This window comes from Micromonospora sp. NPDC005237, from assembly GCF_040607775.1.
Taxonomy (GTDB): Bacteria; Actinomycetota; Actinomycetes; order Mycobacteriales; family Micromonosporaceae; genus Micromonospora.
Window position 1 is genome coordinate 396,956 of sequence record NZ_JBEXHJ010000005.1, and the last position, 21,655, is coordinate 418,610.

The 21,655-nt window shown below is 73.1% G+C and carries 18 protein-coding genes; 16 read left to right on the forward strand and 2 right to left on the reverse strand.

The annotated features are described in order from the left end of the window. The first annotated feature begins 16 nt into the window (after window positions 1–16). Together ABZT87_RS16700 and ABZT87_RS16705 are read left to right on the forward strand one after the other, a co-directional pair. Complete coding sequence (locus ABZT87_RS16700) at window positions 17–634, forward strand: helix-turn-helix domain-containing protein (RefSeq protein ID WP_355136366.1); 618 nt, start codon at window positions 17–19, stop codon at window positions 632–634. Between the two features lie 55 nt (window positions 635–689). Continuing rightward, window positions 690–1,973: an MFS transporter gene (locus ABZT87_RS16705; protein ID WP_355136368.1), complete on the forward strand. Its 1,284-nt coding sequence runs from the start codon at window positions 690–692 to the stop codon at window positions 1,971–1,973. 39 nt (window positions 1,974–2,012) lie between these two features. Here ABZT87_RS16705 and ABZT87_RS16710 read toward each other — a convergent pair whose 3' ends face one another. After that, the gene (locus tag ABZT87_RS16710; RefSeq protein WP_354856044.1) at window positions 2,013–2,753 is read right to left on the reverse strand and encodes a GNAT family N-acetyltransferase; all 741 of its coding nucleotides are present in this window, start codon (window positions 2,751–2,753) and stop codon (window positions 2,013–2,015) included. Window positions 2,754–2,894: 141 nt separating this feature from the next. Between ABZT87_RS16710 and ABZT87_RS16715 the strand changes: the two genes are divergently transcribed. From ABZT87_RS16715 to ABZT87_RS16755, 9 genes are all read left to right on the forward strand, one after another. Further along, window positions 2,895–3,107, forward strand: a complete 213-nt coding sequence (locus tag ABZT87_RS16715) for a hypothetical protein (RefSeq protein WP_355136370.1) — start codon at window positions 2,895–2,897, stop codon at window positions 3,105–3,107. 75 nt (window positions 3,108–3,182) lie between these two features. Beyond that, window positions 3,183–4,766 carry a replication-associated recombination protein A gene (locus tag ABZT87_RS16720; RefSeq protein ID WP_355136372.1) on the forward strand — a complete coding sequence of 528 codons (1,584 nt, stop codon included), beginning with the start codon at window positions 3,183–3,185 and terminating at the stop codon, window positions 4,764–4,766. Window positions 4,767–7,228: 2,462 nt separating this feature from the next. Beyond that, window positions 7,229–7,924, forward strand: a complete 696-nt coding sequence (locus tag ABZT87_RS16725; RefSeq protein WP_354862952.1) for a hypothetical protein — start codon at window positions 7,229–7,231, stop codon at window positions 7,922–7,924. Window positions 7,925–8,073: 149 nt separating this feature from the next. Continuing rightward, on the forward strand, window positions 8,074–8,538 hold the full coding sequence (locus ABZT87_RS16730; protein WP_354862941.1) for a DUF948 domain-containing protein: 465 nt from the start codon (window positions 8,074–8,076) through the stop codon (window positions 8,536–8,538). A gap of 29 nt (window positions 8,539–8,567) precedes the next feature. After that, window positions 8,568–8,873, forward strand: coding sequence for a hypothetical protein (locus ABZT87_RS16735; protein WP_354862942.1), 306 nt, complete (start codon window positions 8,568–8,570; stop codon window positions 8,871–8,873). Beyond that, window positions 8,870–11,548, forward strand: coding sequence for an alanine--tRNA ligase (gene alaS / locus ABZT87_RS16740; protein ID WP_354862944.1), 2,679 nt, complete (start codon window positions 8,870–8,872; stop codon window positions 11,546–11,548). Before ABZT87_RS16735 ends, alaS begins: the two co-directional genes overlap by 4 nt. Window positions 11,549–11,621: 73 nt before the next feature. Next, entirely contained in the window at window positions 11,622–12,080 is a 459-nt protein-coding gene (gene ruvX / locus ABZT87_RS16745; protein WP_354862946.1) for a Holliday junction resolvase RuvX, read from the forward strand. After that, window positions 12,080–13,276, forward strand: coding sequence for an endolytic transglycosylase MltG (mltG, locus tag ABZT87_RS16750; RefSeq protein ID WP_355136374.1), 1,197 nt, complete (start codon window positions 12,080–12,082; stop codon window positions 13,274–13,276). Before ruvX ends, mltG begins: the two co-directional genes overlap by 1 nt. A gap of 171 nt (window positions 13,277–13,447) precedes the next feature. After that, a complete protein-coding gene (locus ABZT87_RS16755; RefSeq protein ID WP_354862949.1) occupies window positions 13,448–13,756 on the forward strand; it encodes a hypothetical protein in 309 nt (102 codons plus the stop codon). A gap of 200 nt (window positions 13,757–13,956) precedes the next feature. Here the strand turns inward: ABZT87_RS16755 and ABZT87_RS16760 are convergent, their stop codons facing one another. Further along, window positions 13,957–14,448, reverse strand: a complete 492-nt coding sequence (locus ABZT87_RS16760; RefSeq protein ID WP_354862950.1) for a peptidoglycan-binding domain-containing protein — start codon at window positions 14,446–14,448, stop codon at window positions 13,957–13,959. A 153-nt stretch (window positions 14,449–14,601) separates the two neighbouring features. On the opposite strand from ABZT87_RS16760, the gene ABZT87_RS16765 reads away from it, so the two are divergent. The 5 genes from ABZT87_RS16765 (at window position 14,602) to ABZT87_RS16785 (ending at window position 21,655) form a co-directional block, all read left to right on the forward strand. Then, a complete protein-coding gene (locus ABZT87_RS16765) occupies window positions 14,602–15,450 on the forward strand; it encodes a shikimate dehydrogenase (protein ID WP_355136376.1) in 849 nt (282 codons plus the stop codon). Window positions 15,451–15,548: 98 nt separating this feature from the next. Beyond that, window positions 15,549–17,255, forward strand: coding sequence for a glycosyl hydrolase (locus ABZT87_RS16770; protein WP_355136378.1), 1,707 nt, complete (start codon window positions 15,549–15,551; stop codon window positions 17,253–17,255). Between the two features lie 224 nt (window positions 17,256–17,479). Continuing rightward, window positions 17,480–19,417, forward strand: a complete 1,938-nt coding sequence (locus tag ABZT87_RS16775; protein WP_355136380.1) for a hypothetical protein — start codon at window positions 17,480–17,482, stop codon at window positions 19,415–19,417. Between the two features lie 95 nt (window positions 19,418–19,512). Then, window positions 19,513–20,064 (forward strand): acyltransferase, encoded by a 552-nt coding sequence (locus tag ABZT87_RS16780; RefSeq protein WP_354862968.1) that lies wholly within the window; start codon window positions 19,513–19,515, stop codon window positions 20,062–20,064. Next, window positions 20,057–21,655, forward strand: a complete 1,599-nt coding sequence (locus ABZT87_RS16785) for a lipopolysaccharide biosynthesis protein (protein WP_355067082.1) — start codon at window positions 20,057–20,059, stop codon at window positions 21,653–21,655. Before ABZT87_RS16780 ends, ABZT87_RS16785 begins: the two co-directional genes overlap by 8 nt.

Sequence of the window (21,655 nt, forward strand, 5' to 3'; positions counted from 1 at the left end):
GAGATAGTGTGCATTCATGGCGAACGACGAAGCGACCCCGCGGCCCGTCCCGCGGGAGGTGCGGATCGACAAGCGGCAGGTCCGGGTGCTCGCGCACCCGCTGCGGATGCGGCTGGTCGGAGCCCTGCGGGTGAACGGGCCCGCCACCGCCACCACCCTCGCCGAGCTGCTCGGCACCAACACCGGCGCGACCAGCTACCACCTGCGCCAACTCGCCGAGGTCGGGCTGGTCACCGAGGATCCCGACCGGGGCAGCGGACGGCAGCGCTGGTGGCAGGCCGCGCACGACGTCACGAGCTGGGAGCCGAGCGACTTCGACGACGACCCCGACGCCCGTGCCGCGATCGAGTGGATCCAGGGCGACCAGGTGCGTCTTCTCGTCGAACACGCCGACCGCTGGTTCGCCACCCAGCACGAATGGTCCCCCGCCTGGCGGGACGCCTTCGGCATGGGCGACATCTTCATGACCATCCCGCCCGAGCGGCTGGAGGCGCTCAAGGCGGAGGTGTGGCAGGTGCTGGAGCGGTACCGCCGGGAGGCCGAGCCGGTCGACACGGCCGAGCCCGCCGACCCGCAGGCCCGCCCGGTGCAGGTCTTCCTGGCTGCCTACCCGCTGCTGGACGGCCCTCGATGAGCGCGAGGAGTGAGCCGGGTTTGCGAGCCCCGCAGTCGCGAATGGATGTGGCGTCGTGAGCGCGCTGACCGTACGCCAGGTCCGGCGTCGCTACCTCACCCTCTACGGCCTGCGCTGGCTCCCCACGGGGTTGATGATCCCGGTGATGATCCTGCTGATGCAGGAGCGCGGCCTGTCGCTGCCGCAGATCGGCCTGGTCGGCACCGCGCAGGGGCTGCTGGTGCTGGCGCTGGAGCTGCCCACCGGCGGCTTCGCCGACGCCCTCGGCCGCCGACCCGTCCTGCTCGCCGCCGGAGCGCTCAACCTCGCCTCGCTGGCGCTCTTCGCGGTGGCCGACTCGTTCGCGCTGTTCTTCCTGGTCTGGGCGTTGCAGGGCGTCTACCGGGCACTGGACAGCGGCCCGCTGGAATCCTGGTACGTCGACGCCACCCTGGCCGCCGACCCGCAGGCCGAGTACGAGCGGGGCCTCGGGTACGCCGGCACCGTCATCGGCGTGGCCATCGGCGGCGGCGCGCTGCTCAGTGGTGGCCTGGTCGCGCTGGGCCCGCTCGGGCCGGTCAGCGCGCTCACCGTGCCGGTGCTGGCCGCGATCGTCGCCCAGGCGGCCGCGCTGGCCGCGCTGCTCGTCCTGCTGGTCGAAGAGCGGCCAGCCACCGGGGTCGCGGCGGTGCGCGCATCGGTCGTCCAGGCGCCCCGGATGATCGGCCAGGCGCTCGGGCTGCTGCGGCGTTCCCGGGTGCTGCTCGCCCTGGTGGCTGTGGAGTTGTTCTGGGGCTTCGGCATGGTCACCTTCGAGTCGCTGCTGCCGGTGCGGCTCGCCGAGGTGATCGGCAACCCGGAACGGGCCGCCGCGCTGCTCGGGCCGGCCAGTTCGGCGGCCTGGATCGCCAATGCGGCCGGCGCGGCACTGACCCCGCTGCTGTTGCGCTGGTTCGGGGCGCCTTGGGGCGCTGCCCTGCTGCGCATCCTGCAGGGCGTCACGGTGGTCGGGATGGGGCTGTTCGCGGGGCCGGTCGGAGTGCTGGTGGCCTACCTGGCCTGCTACGCCGTGCACGGCGCGTCGAATCCGCTGCACAGTGGTCTGTTGCACCGCCAGGTCGACGGCCCGTACCGGACCAGCGTGCTCTCGCTGAACTCGATGATGGCGCAGCCGGCCGCCGCCCTCGGCGGGGTGGTCCTGACCGCGATCGCCGCCGCCGCCAGCGTCAGCGCCGCGATGGTGGTCGGCGCGGTGGTGCTGGCCGTCGCCGCGCCGCTCTACCTGCCCGCCTGGCTGGCCGACCGTCGGCCCGCTCCCTCCAGCGAGCCGACCGTGGTCCCCGTACCCGCCGACCGGTAGCGAGGGCCGCTCATCGACGCCTGGTGTCGATGAGCGGCCTCAGCCGAGGCGGATCGCGGTGCGGGACAGGGTGTCGGCGAAGCCGAGCCGGCGGTAGAGCCGCACCGCTTTGACGTTGTCCGGGTAGACGCCGAGCCCGACGGTGTCGTGCCGGGCCAGCAGCGCCCGGGTCATGCCGGCGGTCAGCGCCGCGCCCAGCCCCCGGCCGCGTTGGTCGGGGGCGACGGTCAGGCCGGCCAGAAAACCGACGTCGCCCCGGCTGCGGTCCGCGCCGCACGCCACCAGCCGGTCGCCGGCCCGGATGCCGTACCAGTCGATGACCCGTGGATCGCCCGGGCGCGTGGTGGTGTCCGGGAACGCCTCGTCGACCAGCGCCGCAAGCGCCGGGCGGTCGGCGTCGGTGAGACGTACGACTCGCTGCTCGTCCGGCTGCGTCGGCGGCGCCACGGTGGTCCAGTGAAAGTCCCAGTCGACGAACTCGGCCACCGCCAGCCGGCCCGCCACCAGGGCGGGGTCGAGCCGGGGCAGGTGCATTCGATGCTCCGGCCGCAGCACCCCGTCGGCGACCAGCGCGGCACAGATCTCCAGCACCGGCTCGGTGGGGCCGATGGCGTCCGCGCCCAGCCCGCGCTCGGGCGGCAGCAACCACAGCACGGCGCCGTCGCGCCGGTAGCCGCGCGCCGGCACGCCCGGCGAGAGCGAGTGCCGGACGAACGGGTGGTCACCGGCGGCGGCCAGGATGGCGGCCCGGTCGTGGAGCGCCTGGTCGTCGATGATCATGACGGTCAGCCTAGGAGCCGCCGTACGGGCGACCGCGCCGGGTCCGGCAGCCCGCGTGCTGTTCCACGGTGGAGATTGGCGAGTCGACCGATTGGGTACATCACGCGCCGACCAACTGGGAACCCCCACCGGAGGACCGACATGCTCGCCATTCTCGCGGCCATCGTCTTTGGCTTCGCCCTGCTGCTCGACCTGCTCAACACCAACTTCGGCGCCCCCGACCTGTTCAACTGGAACACCCTCGTGCTCATCGGCCTGCTCCTGCTCTCGCTCTACCTGGCCGGCGTCGGCAGCGGCCCGCGCGGCGGTGGCGGCGGCCGCTGGTACCGGGGCCGTCGTCCCGGCCGTGGCTGACCGAGACCGATCAGCGGTGGCCCGGCCCGCAGCGCGATTCCGGCGTCGCGGGTCGGGCCCGGTACTGTCTTCGTGATGGAGTCCGACGCTCTCTTCTCCCTCGGTGCGCCCACCGGGCCGCGCAGCGCGCCCGAGGGTCCCGCCGGTGTCGACGGCTTCACTCCGGTAGCGGACGATTCGCCCCTGCCCGTCCGCATGCGGCCCGCGAGCCTGGACGAGCTGATCGGGCAGGACCACCTGCTCGCCCCCGGCGCGCCGCTGCGGCAACTGGTCTCCGGCGGTGCCCCCCTGTCGGTCATCCTCTGGGGGCCGCCCGGCAGCGGCAAGACCACCATCGCGCACCTGGTGGCCGGCGCTACCGACCGCCGCTTCGTCGCCATGTCGGCGCTCTCGGCCGGGGTCAAGGACGTCCGGGCGGTGATCGAGACGGCCCGTCGCCAGCGCCGCTCGGGCGGCCCGCAGACGGTGCTGTTCATCGACGAGGTGCACCGGTTCAGCAAGACCCAGCAGGATTCGCTGCTCGCCGCCGTCGAGGACCGCACTGTCACGCTGCTCGCGGCGACCACCGAAAACCCGTACTTCTCGGTCATCTCACCCCTGCTGTCGCGGTGCGTGCTGCTCACCCTGCAACCGCTCGACGACGACGCCGTACGCGGCCTGCTGCGCCGCGCGGTCGCCGACGAGCGCGGCCTGGGCGGCACGCTCGCCCTGACCACCGACGCCGAGGACCACCTGGTCCGACTCGCCGCCGGTGACGTCCGCAAGGCGCTTACCGCGCTGGAGGCGGCGGCGGCCTCGGCCACGGCGCTCGGCACCGGGCGCATCGACCTGGCCACCGCCGAGCAGGCGGTCGACGTGGCGGCGGTGCGCTACGACCGCGACGGCGACGCCCACTACGACGTGGTCAGCGCGTTCATCAAGAGCATGCGCGGCTCGGATGTGGACGCCGCCGTGCACTGGCTGGCCCGGATGCTGGTGGCGGGGGAGGACGCCCGGTTCATCGCCCGACGGCTGGTGATCTTCGCCAGCGAGGACGTGGGCATGGCCGACCCCACCGCGCTGAGCGTGGCCACCGCCGCCGCGCACGCCGTGGAGTACGTCGGTCTGCCCGAGGCGCAGCTCAACCTGGCGCAGGCGGTGATCCACCTGGCCACCGCGCCGAAGTCGAACTCGGCCACCACCGCGATCGGCGCGGCCATCGCCGACGTGCGGGCCGGCCGGGGTGGTTCGGTGCCCCGCGGGCTGCGGGACGCGCACTACGCCGGCGCCCGAGGGCTGGGCCACGGCACCGGGTACCGCTACCCGCACGACGACCAGCGCGGCGTGGTGACCCAGCAGTACGTCCCGGACGACCTGGTGGGCGTCGACTACTACCAGCCGAGCCCGCACGGGGCGGAACGGTCCGTGTCGACGCGGCTGCCGGTGCTGCGCCGGATCGTCCGCGGGCTGCCGGCCCCGCCCGCCCGCCCGGAAACCCCGACCGCCTCCTCGCCCGCGACAGCGGGCCCGTCGGTGGCGGCCCCGACCGCCGGGTCACCGGTAACACCGCAGCCCGCCCTGACGCTTGTCGGTCGGAACGGCAAGCCGGCCACGGACGCGGGTGGTCCCCGCACGAAGCAGGACAGCGGCACTGACGCCGCAGGAGAGGGTCAACAGTGAGATCGCGTGGTGCGGACCGTCCCGACGAGGGCCCGGACGAGCGGCGTGATCCCCGCGCGAAGGGCCGCCGCTGGGGTCGAGGCCGAGCCGAGGCCGAGCCGGAGGAGCCGGTGGCCGGCGAGGAGTTCGGCTGGATCGACGACCTGCGCTCGGCCAAGCAGCAGCGCGGCGAGCTGGGCCCGGACGGGGCCCCGGCCGAGCCCGTGCCGCCGCGCGCGGGCGCGTCGGCGCCGCCGGACGCGCCGCCCGGCCCACGCCGCCCGGACGCGGAGGCCGCCGGAGCGCGCCGCCCGGTCGACGGCCCCTGGCCGGGAGAGGCGCCCCCGCCGGGTCGCCGCCCGGACGCCCGCCCGCCCGCCGACCGCGAGCACTCCGACCGCCCACCTGCCGACCGCGTCCGGGCCACCGGGCCCGCCGGCGCCGTCGCGGGCCCGCCGGGGGCGCGTGGCGCCCAGCCGGTTCCCGGCACCGGCCCCCGCGCCGCCGCGCCGCCCCTCGCGCCACCCGCCGCTCGCCCGGGCGGCGGTGACCCGGCGAGCCCTCCCGGGCCCCGCCCGTCCAGCGGCGCTCCGGCCCGACCGCGTCCGACCGTGGGACCGTCCGGCCCGCCCGGAGGGCCAGCGGCTGCGGGCGCCCCGGCCGGCCACCGCCCGGATGCCGCCGCCCCGACCGGCCGGGCGGAAGCGATGCCGCCACTGCGCCGGCCGGACGCCGTGCCGCCGGGCCGCCGACCCCGGCCCGACCCGACCGGGAGCGGCCGGCCGCTGACCGGTGACGGCCTGGCCGCCGGCCGACGTACGACGGGACCCGTTCCCGATCCGGCGCGACCCGCCGGGCCACCCACCGCGGCCGGTCCGGGCCGGTTCGACGGGCCGCCGCCCGGCGTCGCGCCGCAGGTCGCCGACGGGCTGCGCGCCGACCCCGCGATCGACAATGACCCGCGCACGGCCCGGCGTCGTCCCGGCCCGGTCGACCCGGGAGCGCCGGAGCCCGCGGGTCACGCCCGCCCGGCCGGGGGTGGTCACCGCCGTGCCGCCGAACCGGACGCGCCGGTGGTGCCCCGCTCGGGCAACGCCCCACCGATGCCGCAGGCGTCCACCGGGCCCACCAGCGCCGGGCCCACCAACGCCGGGCCCACCAGCGCCGGGCCTACCAGCGCCGGGCCCACCAGCGCCGGGTCGGCCAGCGTCACGTCCACCGACGGCACCGGCCGCCGTCGAGCGGTCCCCGACGACCAGGGCCGACGCGTGCCGACCGGCGGTGAGCCGCGGGCGGACCGCCCGGAGCGGCCGGCCGACTGGCTGCGTCAGGCCGGCCGGCTGCCGCACACCGACCCCGGTCTGCCGGTGGTCAACCGCCGAGGTGGCGATGCGCAGGCCCCGACCGCGAACCGCCCCGTCGGCCGCCGTACCGCCCCGCCGCCCGCCGGTGATCTGACCGATCGCTCCGGTGGCCCACTCGCCGTACCCGATCCCGCCGCGGAACGCACCGCCGGCCGTCGTCCCGTCGGGCCACCGGCCGACCCGGGCGCGGACGCTCCCACCGGCCGCCGGGCCGCCCGGCCCGGTGGGCCAGACCCCACCGGAGAGCAACCGAGCGGTTCCGTGCCTCATCCGCCGGTCACCGGTGAGCGGCCCGTCGGCCGTCGGGCCGCTCCGGGGACCGCCGCGGATCCGATCAACCGACGCCGCCGCCCGCCGGCCGACTCCGCCCCCGACGGACCCACCGGTCGTCCCGGGCCGGCCGACGACCGCGGCGACGACCCGTATGCCGGCCCCGCCGGCGGTGGGCGGCCCGCGCCCGTCCGAGGCGCCCGCTCCGCACCGCCCGGGGGGCGGGCCCGACCCGCGCCCGGCGAGGCGCCGGTCTCCGGCGCCGGTCGCCGTGGTCCCGACGGTCCACCCCGTCCCGGCGCCGGCATGCCCGAGCGGGGTGCCGCTCGCCCCGACGGCTCGGCTCGCGCCGCCGTGCCCCCAGGTGCCGGCCCGGACGCCCCGGCCCGTGCCGCAGTGCCGCCGGGCGTCGATCCGGATCGTCCCGCTCGTGCGGCGGTGCGCCCGGGCGTCGGCCCGGACACCCCGCCCCGCCCCGGCTCGGCCCGGCCCCGTCCGGACGGCCCGGCCCGTGCGGCCGTCCCGCCGGGCGCCGGTCCGGACGGTCCGGCTCGCGCCGCCGTCCGCCCGCCGGGCGTCGGGCAGCCGCCCGTCGGCGACGACCGGTCGGGCGCCGAGCACGCCGGCCCCGGGTCACCCGTGGCCGCGCGTGCCGCCGCCCCGCGACCGGCGGACCGCGCCGCGGGCCGTGCCCTGCCGCCGCCGCGCGAGGCCGGCCGGCCCGAGCCCAGCGGTGTCGCTCCCGTGCCACCGTCCGGCCGGCCCGGCGAGCCGGTCGGTGTGGCCCGCGCCGCCGTCGTGGTGCCCACCGCGACCGCGCCGGTCGCCGAACCGGCCGACGGGCCCGCACTGCGCGCGGCCGGCCAGGACGCGTCCGCCGACGACGACGCCCCGGGCGCCCGTTCCGAGGTACGCCGGCAGTCGCGCGAACGACGCCGGCTGCGGGTGGCCGTCCTGGCGCTGGTCAGCGTCGTGCTGCTCGGCGCGGTACCGCTCTTCTTCGGCGTCCGCACGCTGAGCCGGGACCCGGTCTTCGACAACCTGGACCAGCTCGCCGTGCCCGCGTGGGCCGCGACGAAGACGGTCGACGACGTCAGCGGCAGCCGCTGGTGCCTGCTCGACTGCCGGCTGCGCGAGCGCACCGTCACCTCGGAGAAGTCGCCGGAGGAGACGGCGAAGGTCTACGAGGACGCGCTGCGCCAGGACGGCTGGCGACCGTGGAAGGTGAGCCGCTGCCCGGAGCAGGAGACGAAGGGCAGCTACACGTGCTGGCGTCAGGACGAGCTGACCCTCGACCTGTGGGTACGGGCGCCGGCCTGCGTACCGCCGCCGGTCGATGGGGAGCCGGCGATCGTGCCGTCCCCGGAGCCGTCGGCCGCTGCGGGGGAGTGCACCGGCTCGTTGGTGTCGGTGAAGGTGCGCAACGCGATCGACGACGAGCGGACCAGGCCACAGCCCAGTACCGATCCGTCACTGACCGGAGAGGACCCGTTCCCGACGGTCAGCGGAGATCCGCTGGGCGACGTGACACCCTCACCGTCCTGAGCCGCTCTCCATCACGGACGGTAGGGTCTGGGGCTGGCGGGCCCGCCCGTGCCCGGCGACCGGCGACGGCTCGGTGGGTTCGGTGGGCGCCAGGTTGTGCGTTCCGGGGACGTCGGGTCCGGCGGAAATCTGCTTGAGGAGGGACACGCGTGGGCGACATTTTAGAGGTCGCGGCGCTGATCGCGGCGTGCGCGTTCGCGGTGCTGGTGCTCATCCTGACGCTGCCGATCCTGCGGCTGCGGCACACGGTGGACGCCACCACGCGCATGATCAACGACCTCAACGATCGGACGGCGCCGCTGCTCGGCGACGTGAACACCACGGTGAAGAACGTCAACGTCGCCCTGGAGCAGGTGCAGACCTCGCTCGACGGCGTGAACCTGCAGCTGGCCAAGGTCGACACGATGACCAGCCACGCCCAGAACGTCACCGCCAACGTCGCCAACCTCGCCACCGTGGTCTCCGCCGCGGCCGCGAACCCGCTGGTCAAGGTGGCCGCGTTCGGCTACGGCGTGCGCAAGGCCGCCGCCGGCCGCCGGCACGCCGAGACCGAGCGCGAGGTGCGCGACACCATCAAGCAGCAGCGGCGGGCCGCCCGGCGCGGCAACCGCTGACCGGCCGGGCCAGCAGGAGGTAGCAGGACATGAGGCGGTTGTTCTGGCTCGGCATCGGCGTGGCCGTCGGCGTGATCGTGGTCCGCAAGGCGACCCGGACCGCGCAGGCGTACACCCCGGCCGGCATCGCCAGCTCGTTGTCGGAATCCGCTGGCGGCCTGGTGGAATCGCTGCGTAGCTTCGTGGAGGACGTCCGGATCGGGATGGCCGAACGCGAGCAGGAGATCCACCAGGCGTTCGCCCAGGGTGAGGCGTTCGATGACCAGTTCGCCGAGCTGCGGGAGTCCCCGCGGATCGGCGATCGAGACATTTTTCCGGAGGAACACCAGCGATGAAGACGGCGGAGATCAAGCGGCGGTACCTCGCGCACTTCGAGGCGAACGGCCACGCCGTGGTGCCGTCCGCTCCGCTGCCCGCCATCAGCGACCCGAACCTGCTGTTCGTCAACGCCGGCATGGTGCAGTTCGTGCCCTACTTCCTGGGCCAGCAGACCCCGCCGTACCGGCGGGCGGTCAGCGTGCAGAAGTGCCTGCGCACCCCGGACATCGACGAGGTCGGCAAGACCAGCCGGCACGGCACGTTCTTCCAGATGAACGGCAACTTCTCCTTCGGTGACTACTTCAAGGCCGGCGCGATCCCGCTGGCGTGGGAGTTGTCCACGAAGCCGATCGCCGAGGGTGGTTACGGGCTGGATCCGGAGCGGATCTGGCCGACGATCTACCTCGACGACGACGAGGCGTACGAGATCTGGCGGTCGGTGGGTGTGCCGGCCGAGCGGATCGTCCGCCGGGGCAAGGCGGACAACTTCTGGTCGATGGGCATTCCCGGGCCGTGCGGTCCGTCGTCGGAGCTGTTCTACGATCGGGGCCCGGAGTACGGCCGCGAGGGCGGCCCGGCGGTCGACGAGGACCGCTACATGGAGTACTGGAACCTCGTGTTCATGCAGTTCGAGCGCGGTCCGGGCACCACCAAGGAGGACTACCCGATCCTGGGTGACCTGCCGGCGCAGAACATCGACACCGGCATGGGCCTGGAGCGGATGGCCTCGATCCTGCAGGGCGTCGACAACCTCTACGAGATCGACGAGGTCCGGCCGATCCTCGCCCGGGCGGCCGAGCTGACCGGCAAGCGCTACGGCGCGCACTCCGGGCACGTGGCCAGCGAGTCGCACCCGGACGACATCCGGCTGCGGGTGGTCGCCGACCACGTACGGACCGCGCTGATGCTGATCGGCGACGGCGTGACCCCGAGCAACGAGGGCCGTGGCTACGTGCTGCGCCGGATCATGCGCCGGGCGATCCGGTCGATCCGACTGCTCGGCTGGCAGGACCGGGCGCTGCCGGAGCTGCTGCCGGTCGCGCGGGACTGCATGGCGCCGTCGTACCCGGAGCTGGCGACCGACTTCGACCGGATCGCGCAGTACGCGTACGCCGAGGAGGAAGCCTTCCTGTCGACGCTGCGCGCCGGGACGACGATCCTGGACACCGCGATCGCCGAGACCCGCACGGCGGGCGGCACGGCGCTGTCCGGGGCGAAGGCGTTCCAGCTGCACGACACGTACGGCTTCCCGATCGACCTGACCCTGGAGATCGCGGCGGAGCAGGGCCTCACGGTCGACGACGAGGGCTTCCGCCGGCTGATGGCCGACCAGCGGACCCGGGCGAAGGCGGACGCGCAGGCCCGCAAGACGGGGCACACCGACGTGTCGGCGTACCGGTCGGTGCTCGACGCGGGTGGCCCGGTGACGTTCACCGGCTACAGCGAGGTGGCCCGCGAGTCGCGGGTGCGGGCGCTGCTGGGCTCCGACGGCCCGCGTCAGGCGGCGACCGAGGGTGAGACCGTCGAGTTGGTGCTCGACACGACCCCGTTCTACGCCGAGGGCGGTGGCCAGCAGCCCGACCACGGCATCATCACCGTCGGCGACGGTCAGGTCGAGGTGCTCGACGTGCAGCAGCCGGTGCCCGGCCTGATCGTGCACCGGGCCCGGGTCATCCGGGGCGAGGTGCACCCCGGCGACACCGGCTACGCCGAGATCGACACCACCCGGCGGCGGGCGATCTCCCGGTCGCACACGGCCACCCACCTGGTGCACCAGACCATGCGCAACTTCCTCGGCGAGTCGGCCACCCAGGCGGGTTCGCTGAACGCCCCGGGCCGGCTGCGGTTCGACTTCAACACCCCGACGGGTGTGTCGCCGACCGTTCTGCGCGACGTGGAGCAGCAGGTCAACGAGGTGCTCCTGGCCGACCTGGAGGTGCACGCCTTCATCACCTCGCTCGACGAGGCGCGGCGGATCGGCGCGATGGCGCTGTTCGGCGAGAAGTACGGCGAGGAGGTGCGGGTCGTCGAGGTCGGCGACTACGCCCGCGAGCTGTGCGGCGGCACGCACGTGGCCCGCTCGGCCCAGCTCGGTCTCGTGAAGATCCTCTCCGAGTCGTCCATCGGCTCCGGTGTCCGCCGGGTCGAGGCGCTGGTCGGCATGGACGCCTTCGGCTTCCTGGCCAAGGAGCACCTGCTGGTCTCCCGGCTGGCCGAGCTGTACCGGGTGCCCAACGACCAGGTCGCCGACCGGGTGGAGCAGACGGTGACCCAGCTGCGGGACGCGGAGAAGGAGCTGGAGAAGCTGCGCGCCCAGTTGGTGCTGGGTGGCGCGGCGGCGCTCGCGGCGCAGGCCAAGGATGTGCGCGGGGTGGCGTACGTGGGCACCGAGGCGCCGGAGGGCGCGGCCGGCAACGACGTACGGACCCTGGCGCAGGAGATTCGCGGCAAGATCGACCCGGCGCGGCCGGCGGTGGTCGCGGTGGCGGCCCGCGCGAACGGCAAGGCGTCGCTGGTGGTGGCGGTCAACGCGGCCGCCCGCAGTCGGGGTCTGGCCGCCTCGGACCTGGTGAAGGCGGCGTTCTCCGGGCGCGGCGGGGGTAGCCCCGACCTGGCCCAGGGCGGCGGCCTGCCGGCGGCCGAGGCGCCGAACCTGCTGCTCACCGTCGAGAAGGCGATCACCGAGGCGTGATGGACGGTCATGGTCGACCAGGGCGGACCGATCGGTCCGCCCTGGTTCGTCGACAGCCGAGGGGTGACCGTCGGTGAGCGGCTTCACACGGGGCGTTCGTATTGGCGTGGACGTCGGTCAGGTGCGCGTCGGGGTGTCCCGCTCGGATCCGGACGGGGTGCTGGCCACGCCGCTGGTCACCCTCGCCCGCGATCTCACCGCCGCGCCGGACGCGGTGCCGAGCGACCTTGCCCAGCTCGCGGCCCTGGTGGCCGAACATCAAGCGGTCGAGGTTGTCGTCGGCCTTCCGGTCAACCTGGCCGGCAAACACGGTCCCGCGGCGGTCGGAGTGAAGGCGTACGCTGACCGATTGGTCGATGTGATAGCGCCCGTACCGGTAACGCTTACCGACGAGAGGATGTCGACCGTGGTCGCTTCTCGTAGGCTTGCCGAACGTGGCGTCCGAGGTAAACGTCAACGTGCGGTTGTCGACCAGGCGGCCGCGGTGGAGATCCTGCAGAGCTGGCTGGACGCGCAGCGGAGGCGGACGTAATGATCGACGATCTGGATCTTGGGTTTGACGAGCCGGAGCGGGGTGAGAAGGGCCGGCACCGGCGCAGCTTCCGTAAGCGCAAGGGCGGTTCTGGTGGTGGCCGGGGCAAGACCTTCCTGGCGCTGCTGATGGCCCTGCTCCTGTTGGGCGGCATCGGTGGCGGCGCGTTCTACGGGTTCGACCGGATCCAGAACTACTTCGTCACCCCCGACTACGACGGTGCCGGGTCCGGTGAGATCACCGTCGAGATCAAGAACGGCGCGTTGCTGGCCGACATGGCCGACGCCCTGGTCGCGGCGGACGTGGTGAAGAGCCAGAAGGCGTTCATCGAGGCCGCCGAGGCCAACTCGCGCAGCAAGAACATCCAGCCGGGCACGTACAAGCTGCGCAAGCAGATGAGCGGCGCGAGCGCCGTGACGGCCATGCTCGACCTGAAGAACAAGATCGTCAACGGGCTGACCATCCCCGAGGGCCGCACCAGCAAGAACATCTACAAGCTGCTCTCCGACAAGACCAAGATTCCGGTCAAGGAGTTCGAGGCCGCCGCGAAGGACCCGGAGGCGCTCGGCGTCCCGGACTGGTGGTTCAAGCGCGCCGACGGCAAGAAGGTCGTCAAGTCCATCGAGGGCTTCCTCTATCCGGACACGTACGAGATCCCGCCGAAGGCCACCGCCGAGAGCATCCTGAGTCTGATGGTGGACAACTTCCTCTCCGTGACCGGCGAGATGAAGTTCGCCGACCGGGTGCAGAAGGAGCGGGGTGGCGTCAGCCCGTACGAGGCGTTGATCGTGGCGTCGCTGGCCCAGGCCGAGGCCGGCAACAAGGACGACCTGGGCAAGGTCGCGCGGGTGGCCTACAACCGGGTGTACGGCGAGTTCGACTGCAACTGCCTGGAGATGGACGTCACGGTCAACTACTGGTTGGAGTTGACCGGTAAGCCGACCAAGACATCGGCCGAGATGAATCAGTCGGAGCTGCTCGACACCACGAGCCCGTACAGCCGCAAGCTGAGGGGCCTGATTCCGACTCCCATCAACAACCCCGGTGAACCGGCGCTGGAGGGTGCGATGGACCCGCCGGTGGGCAAGTGGCTCTACTTCGTGGCGATCGACAAGCAGGGGCATTCCGCTTTCGCCGAGACGTACGAGGAGCAGAAGCGTAACGAGGCCAAGGCCAAGGAGGCTGGGGTGATCTGATGCCGCCCGTTCCCATCTCGGGTTCACCGTCACGCCGCGCTGGCGGGGCAGCGCACTTCTCCTCTGCCTCTTAGACTGCCGCTGTCCGTATCGACAGTCTTGAGAACGGGGGGAATGGTTGTGACCACGAAGAGATGGACGGCGCGAGCTGGAGCGGTCGCCTCGACGGCTATGGTGCTGCTTGCCTTCGCGGCAGTGCCGGCACAGGCCGCTGAGGTCACCAGGAGCACCACCGGTGCCGCAGGTCGGGCCGTCTACATCAAGAATGGTGACTGGGACCTCTACGCCCGGGACCCGCTGACCGATGGGCACTGCGCCCGTTGGCAGGAGCGCGCCCCGGGTAGCAGCTCGTGGTCGTGGAAGGGCAACTCGATCTGCACCTCGTCGGAAGGTTGGGCGGCCTTCGCGCGGTCGGGCTACTCCTACCGGATCTGCCGCACCGGTATCGGCAACTGCTCGTCGGTGGCTACGCTCCCCTGACCAGGTGAGAAACCGGCCGAAGCCGGTTGACGGGTAGCGGTCCGGCCGGTGGCTCAGATAACGGCGGACACGGTACCGGCAGCCGTCCCGCGCCGCCCGCAACAGTGCGAAGGCTCCCTTTCCAATGGTGACCGATAATGTGGTCGGCTTGGAAAGGGAGCCTTCACGCTGGCCCTGATGAGAGACGATTTACGTCATTGTCAGTGGCTGGTGCCGGTCCATGAGCCGGTGCGCGGGTTCAGGAACGTCCACACCCCGTTGCTGTTCTGCTTGCGCAGCGCGAACGTGCGGTTGTAGCCGTAGTAGAAGTACCCGGTCTGGGTGCTCGTGTCGTAGCCGGTGTTGCGGTTGACCGCGCCGTACGCCTTGCCCCAGGTCTGCGGCCCGACCGACCCGTCGATGCCGATGTTCATCACGTCCTGCCAGGTCCTGGTCTTGGCGGCGGTGTTGGAGCCGTACTCGCCGTCGATGAAGCTGGTGCCGACGGTGCCGCTGAGGTCGTCGGCCCAGATGATGGCCTGCCAGAGGCGCACGATGTTGCCGGCGCGCACGCACGAGCTGGACGCGCACAGCTCGTGGTTGTCCGACCAGCTGCCCGCCGCGCTGTCCGCACGCGCGGGTGCGGCGGCCATCAACGAAAGGCTGAAGGCCGCGGCAATCGCGATGAGGACGCGCAGAATCCGTTTGTTCATGGTTCCCCCCTGTTTCCGATCGATCGTCCTGCGCCGAATGCTTTCACCGACGTCGATGGAACGTCAAGCGAACACCGTGGGCGCGGTCGGCGACGGGTGGTGCGGTGGTCGGTGCGGTGGGTAGGGTCGAGGCGACGTGTACGGGGGGCGGACATGACGCGGACCGTGGTGGCCCGTCGGGCCGCGGTGCTGGGCAAACCCATCGCGCACTCCCTGTCGCCGGTGATCCACACCGCCGGCTACGCCGCCGCCGGGCTGGCCGGGTGGTCGTACACCCGGGTCGAGTGCGCGGCCGCGGAGCTGCCGGCCCTGGTCGCCGGCCTGGGCCCCGAGTGGGCCGGGCTGTCGGTGACCATGCCGGGCAAGGAGGCGGCGCTCGCCGTGGCCGACGCCGCGTCGCCGGTCGCCGTCGCGGTCGGCGCGGCCAACACGTTGGTACGCCGTCCGGACGGCTCCTGGTACGCGGACAACACCGACGTCGGCGGCATGGTCGATGTGCTCACCGGGGCCGGGGTGGCGCCCGGCGCCACCCTGACCGTCCTCGGCGCGGGGGGAACGGCCCGCGCCGCGCTCGCCGCCGCCGCACGGCTGGCGTGCTCCTCGGTGACTGTGGTGGCCCGCCGGGTCGAGGCGGTCGACGAGCTTCGCCCGGTGGCCGACGCCCTCGACGTGGCGCTGGCGGGTGGTGCCTGGGCCGACGCGCCCCGGCACCTCGCCGTCGCCGACGTGGTCGTCTCCACCGTCCCGAAGGGGGTCGCCGACCCGCTCGCCGGCGTGGTGACGTGGCGGTCGGACGGGGTCTACTTCGACGCGCTGTACGACCCGTGGCCGACGCCGCTGGCGGCGTCCGCCCGCGCGGCCGGTCTGCGGGTGGTGTCCGGACTGGACCTGCTGCTGGCGCAGGCGGTGGGCCAGTTCGAGCAGTTCACCGGCGTACGCGCCCCGGTCGAGGCGATGCGGGAGGCGCTGATGGCGGCCCGTCGGGGCGCCTTCCTTAGCTGACGGTTAAGACGCGCTTACGGGAAACTGTCCTGCCCACGACATGCCCTGGTCGTCGATACGCTGCTCACGGTTACCGCAGCAGACACAGGGAGTTCTCCTTGACCAGGCATGGACTGCACCGCATCACCCGGCTCCGCAACGGTCCCCGGCGCAAGGCGATCGCCATCGGCGTGGTCGGCGGTGCGGTGGTGGCCGGCATCGTGGCGACCATGATGCCGCTGCTGGCCAGCGACGACCTGTCGATCCGCGCGGTGGCGGACACCACCGCGACGATGGTGACGCAGGACGGCGACAATGCCACCAAGACGACCCTGGCGACCTGCCCGGCGCGCTGCGACGGCAACCCGCGCGGTGGCCGCGAGGCGGTCGTCGAGTTCGCCGTGACCACCGTGCCGGCCGCCGCGGTCAACGTCCGGGCGACCCTGCGCATGCACGCCTGGCAGCAGTTCGCCGCCACAATGACCGCGCACGCCTCGTCGTTGAGCGCCCGCGAGACGCGCCCGGCCCCGGCGACGGCGAGCCCCGCGCTGGACACCGTCGCCGGCGTGGCCAAGGGCGTCAACGAGTGGGACGTCTCCAAGCTGGTCACCGGCAACGGCACCTGGACGGTGTCGCTCGCCCAGACCGGTCTGGAGACCCGCGTCTACTGGGCGTCGGTCGAGAACCGCAACCCGGAGCTGCGACCCAGCCTGGTGATCAGCTACGACCTCGGCAGCGGGCCGACGTCGGCGCCGACCACCCGACCGGCGCCGCCGCCCTCACCGACGGTCGCGCCGACGACCGCCGCGCCCCGGCCCACGCCGACGGTCGCGCCGACTCGTACGCCGACCCCGACGCAGAGCCCCACCCTCCCGTCCGGCAAGTGCGGCCAGGTGTCCGACACGCTCGTGCCGTCCTGCGGCGCCTGGTGGGGGATGTACTCACCGGCCAACGCGGGCAGCGGCTGGGACCACGGCAAGGCGATCACCGACGTCGAGGCGCAGGTCGGGCGCAAATTCGACATCGTGCACCGCTACCACGACTTCTCCAACGTCGGCAGCAACGGCGCCTTCCCCGACGCGTACGAGACCCAGCAGATGCGCGAGGGGCGGCTGATGTTCTTCGCCTGGGAGTCCCGCGACTTCTCCGCCGGCACGACGTTGAAGTGGTCCGAGATCTACAGTGGCCGGCAGGACGCCACCATCGACGCGGTCGCCGGTCGCATCCGCGACGCCAAGGTGCCGGTGTTCCTGGGCTTCGACCACGAGCCGGAGGACGAGCCGGGCAAGGGCAGCGACGCCGACTTCGTCCGGGCCTGGAAGTACGTGTACGAGCGGTTCGCCAAGGCGGGCGCGGACAACGCCGTCTGGGTCTGGACGATGATGGGCTGGTCCGGGCACTACTCCCGGTACGCCGGCCTCTACCCCGGCGACCGGTACGTCGACTGGGTGGCCTACGACCCGTACAACTTCCACGTCTGCAACGGCAGCACCGTGTGGAAGAGCCCGAGCACCACAGTGGACGGCTTCTACCGCTGGCTCGACGAGAACGGCATCGGGGCCGGCAAGCCGCGGATGCTCGCCGAGTTCGGCACGAACTTCGACGCCAAGGACCCGGGGGCCAAGCAGCGCTGGTTCCAGGAGTTCCCGGCGGCCCTGAAGGCCCATCCAAAGATCAAGGCCGCCATCTACTTCAACTCGCCGGGCATGACCAGCCGCACGGCGACCTGTGACATGACGATGAACCACGATGCCTCCGCGGTGGCCGGCTTCACCCAGGCCGGCAAGGACGCGTACCTGCGCCAGCCCACCGGAGGTAGCCGCTGACGAGATGACGACATAGTGACGACGCACGCCGTTCATCGAGGGTCAGCCAACTGATCCTCCGGCGTTCTGTCGGCTAGCAGATTCAGGCACCGCCCAATCGGCGGATGCGCCTACCAGGCTGGGCGAGGCACGCTACCTCGGGTTCTCATCCATCTTGGAGGCGCAGCGTGCCCAAACTCTCGCACTTGTGGCGTTTGTCAGTACGACGTCGTACTCGGGCGGGGGTGGTCGCTCTGGCGGTCGTCGCCGCGGTGCTCAGCGTGCCCTCGGTGTCCTCGGCGGCGGTGGTGCCGGTCCCCGGGACCGCGACCCTGGTGTCCGCGAATCCCAGCGACACGACCCCGCACGCCCGCGACGGCGAGACCCGCGCATTCGCGCAGGTCGGCAACACCGTCTTCGTCGGCGGCAGCTTCACCCAGCTGCGACAGACCGCCAGCTCCGCGTGGATCACGCAGCGCTACCTCTTCGCGTACGACCGGACCACCGGCACCATGTCCACGAGCTTCCTGCCGGTGCTCGACGGCGCGGTCAACACGTTGCTCGCCGGCCCCGGCGGGACGCTGATCGTCGGCGGCGCCTTCAAGAACGTCAACGGTGTCTCCCGCAAGAACCTGGTCGCGCTGAACCCCGCGACCGGCGCGATCATCGACAGCTGGGTCGGGCGCTCCGACGGTGGCACCGTCCGCGACCTGGTCCTGTCGGGCAACTCGCTCTACGTGGCCGGCGCGTTCAACTGGCTCAACGGCACCGCGCACGCCGGTCTCGGCCGGCTCAACGCGACGACCGGCGCGATCGACCCGACGTTCGCCGTCGACGCCACCGTCGGGCGGCACGGCACCACGTCGTACGTGTGGACGATCGACGTCACGCCGGACGGCGGCACCCTGGTGCTGGGCGGCAACTTCACGCTCGTCAACGACCTGCCGCGTAACCAGATCGCGCTTGTCGACCTCACCGGCACCCCGACGGTGCTGGACTGGAGCACCGAGAAGTACGTGCCGCCGTGCGCGGCCCCGACGACGTTCGTGCACTACGTGCAGGACGTGCGGTTCGGCGAGGACGGCAGCTGGTTCGTGGTCGGCTCCAACGGCGGCGGCGGTTGGCCGACCGCCTACTGCGACGCCCTGGTCCGTTTCGAGACCCCCGCCCGGGGCGCCGGCCAGCTCGCCACCTGGGTCGACTTCACCGGCAACGACACCATCACCTCGGTCGAGGTGGCCGACAACGTCATCTACCTCGGCGGGCACTTCCGGTGGCTGAACAACCCGAACGCCAACGACGCCGCCGGCAACGGCGCGATCGACCGGCTCGGCATCGGCGCGGTCACCCCGGCCACCGGCCTGCCGGTGAACTGGAACCCGCGCCGCAGCGGCAGCGCCTCGATGCCCGCCGGCACCACCGCCTGGGGTTCCGCGGTGCCGGTGCTCTGGCGCGGCTCGGACGGCCTCTACTTCGGGCACAACTCCGACGGCATGGGCGAGGAGTACCACGGGCGGCTCGGCATGTTCCCGCTCGCCGGCGGGCGTACGTTCACCGCGAAGAACCCGCCGTCGGTGACCACCGGCAACCTCTACCTGGCCACCGCCCCGGGTGCCGTGACCAAGGTGCCGTTCGACGGCGCCGCGCTGGGCACCTCGACCGTGGTCAGCCAGCCCGCCTACACCGCGGCCGGCGCGACCTGGCGGGTCGACGACCGGATCTACTGGGCGCACACCGTCGCGGGTACGCCCACCGGCAGCCGGATCGACGTCTCGCTGTTCAACGGCGGCGCGATCGGGTCGCCGTGGGAGGCGTCCGGCTACAACGACTGGTTCAACCCGGCGCTGCTGACCGGGGCCTTCTACCTCGACGGCCGGCTCTACTACACCCGGACCGGCACCAACAACCTCTACTACCGCTACTTCGAGATCGACGGCAACTATCTGGGCGCCACCGAGTTCGCGCTGCCCACCACCGGTGTCACCTGGTCGGCTGTGCGCGGCATGGCCTGGGTCGGCGGTCGGATCGTCTACGGTGCCACCGACGGCACGCTGCGCAGCGTGCCGTTCGACCCGACGGCCGCGCCGACCGCCGTGGTCAACGGCGCCACGGCGACGGTCATCGCCACAGCGGCGCCCGAGTTGTCCTGGTCTACCCCCTCGATGTTCTTCTCCGTGCAGTAACGGTCAACCGTTGGTAACGGAGCATCGGTAGATTGTTCGCGTTGGGTCGGCGGCGGGACCACCGCCGCCGACCCCACGATGTGGGGGAGGGGTCGTTGGTCGGCGCCGCTGGCATCCGCGCGAAACGCGCCGTGCACCTGGTCTTCGCGCTCAAACGCGCGTGGTACAGGCTGCGCTACCGCCGGCTCACGCTCGGCCGGGACGTGGAGATCCGAGGTCGGATCCGGCTGCGCCGGGGCGTACGGGTCAGCATCGGCGACCGGAGCCGCCTCAACAAACTGGTCCGCTTCGCCGGCCCCGGCGAGGTGCGCATCGGCGCCGACTGTCTGCTCAACGCCACCTGGATCGGCACCTGGACGTCGGTGACGGTGGGAGACCGGTGCCTCCTGTCCGACTGCGAACTCCTCGACAACGACTTCCACAACCTGCCGCCCGAGCAGCGGCACGCCCCGCCCGGCCCGGCCACGCGCGCCCCGATCGTCCTTGAGGACAACGTGTGGATCGGCGCGCACGCCCTGGTCCTCAAGGGGGTCCGGGTCGGCCGGAACAGCGTCGTGGGCGCCGCGACGGTGGTGCGCGCGGACGTGCCACCGGGCGTCGTCGTCGTCGGCAATCCTCAACAGACGGTGAAGAAGTTCCATGACTGACACGACGCCCGCCTCCTGGCCGACGGACGGCCCGTCCGCCGGCACCGCCCGTACCGTCACGCTCACCGACCTGCTGCGGGTGCCGATGCACCGGCTGCGGCTGGTGGTCGCGGTGGCCCTGGTCGGCCTGCTCGCCGCCCTCGGCTACGTGCTGCTCGTGCCGGCGGCGGTGACCGCGAGCGCGGTGGTGGCGGTCCGCCCGGTGGTCACCGACGCCTTCACCCCCAGCGGTGCGGGTGCCGACCGCGCCGTCAACATGAACGTGGAGAGCGGTCTCGCCACCGGCACCCAGGTGGTCCAACGTCTCGCCGACGCCGCCGGCGGCGACCCGCGCGAGATCCGCAACGCCCTTGAGGTCGAGGTCCCCACCGGCGGGCAGATCCTGCGCTTCAGCTACCAGGCGCCCGACGCGCAGCGGGCGGTGCAGGGGGCCAACCTCGCCGCGCAGGCGTACCTCGACGTGCGGCGCACCATGTACGAGCAGCAGCGCGCCGAGATGCTGCGCTCCTACGACGCCAGCATCACCAAGGTCGCGGCCCAGCAGGTCGCCGTCCAGAAGCGGGTGAGCAGCGCCAAGGGCACCGCCGCCGGCGACGCCGCGCTGGCCGAACTGTCCGGCATCAACAACCAGCTCACCCAGCTCAACGCCGCCCGTACCGAGATCGCCGCGGTCGACGTCAACCCCGGCTGGGTCACCCAGACCGCCGAGCGGGCACTGGCCACCTCCGCCGGGCACCGGCCGCTCTACCTGGTCGCCGGCCTGCTCGGCGGCGCGCTGATCGGCGTCGTGCTGGCGTACGCCTGGGAGTCGACCGACCGGCGGGTCCGCTCGGTCAACGACGGTCGGGACGCCAGCGGCCTGCCGCTGCTCGGCACGGTGCGTCGGCCGGCGTTTCGGGGCAGCCCCCGGGCCGTCGACGCGGACATCCGCTACGTGGCGATGGCGGTCGCCGAGCGGGTCCGCCAACCGGCCCGGGTCGCGCTGGTCACCGCCCGGGAAGACGCCACGGCCCTCACCGCCGGGCTGGCCGTGGCGCTCGCCGCCGACGGCCGGGAGGTCTTCGTCGCCGACGACAGCGGGCGCGTGGAGCGCCTGCGCGCCGCCGTCCTCGCCGACCGCGGGCGGCTGCCCGTCGACCCGTCCCGGCCGCTGGTGCCCAAGCCCCGCCCGGCCGGCGCTCCGAGCCCGGCCGGCGCCACCGCGGAGAGCCCGGCGCCTCGGCGGCCCTCCCCGCACCCGCCCGGCGCCCGTCCATCCACCGACCCGGACGCCACGCTGACCCTGCCCCGGGTGACGTCCGGCCACGCCGAGAACGGCCGGCCGACGTCGGCGGACGAGGTGACCGTGGGGGTGGGCAGCGTCCGCTTCGGCACCTGGCGGCAGGGCGCGGACCACGGGCTGGTGCTGTTCAACGCCCCACCTGCGGAGTCCGACGAGCGTGGCGTGGCGGTGGCCCGCCAGGGCAGCGCCGTGGTGGTCATCGAGCGGGACCGCACCCGGCAGAGCGACCTGCGGCGGCTCGTCGAGCGGCTGCGCGCCGCCGGGGTCACCCCGCTGGGCTTCGTGCTCACCCGCAACGGCCGGGTCTGA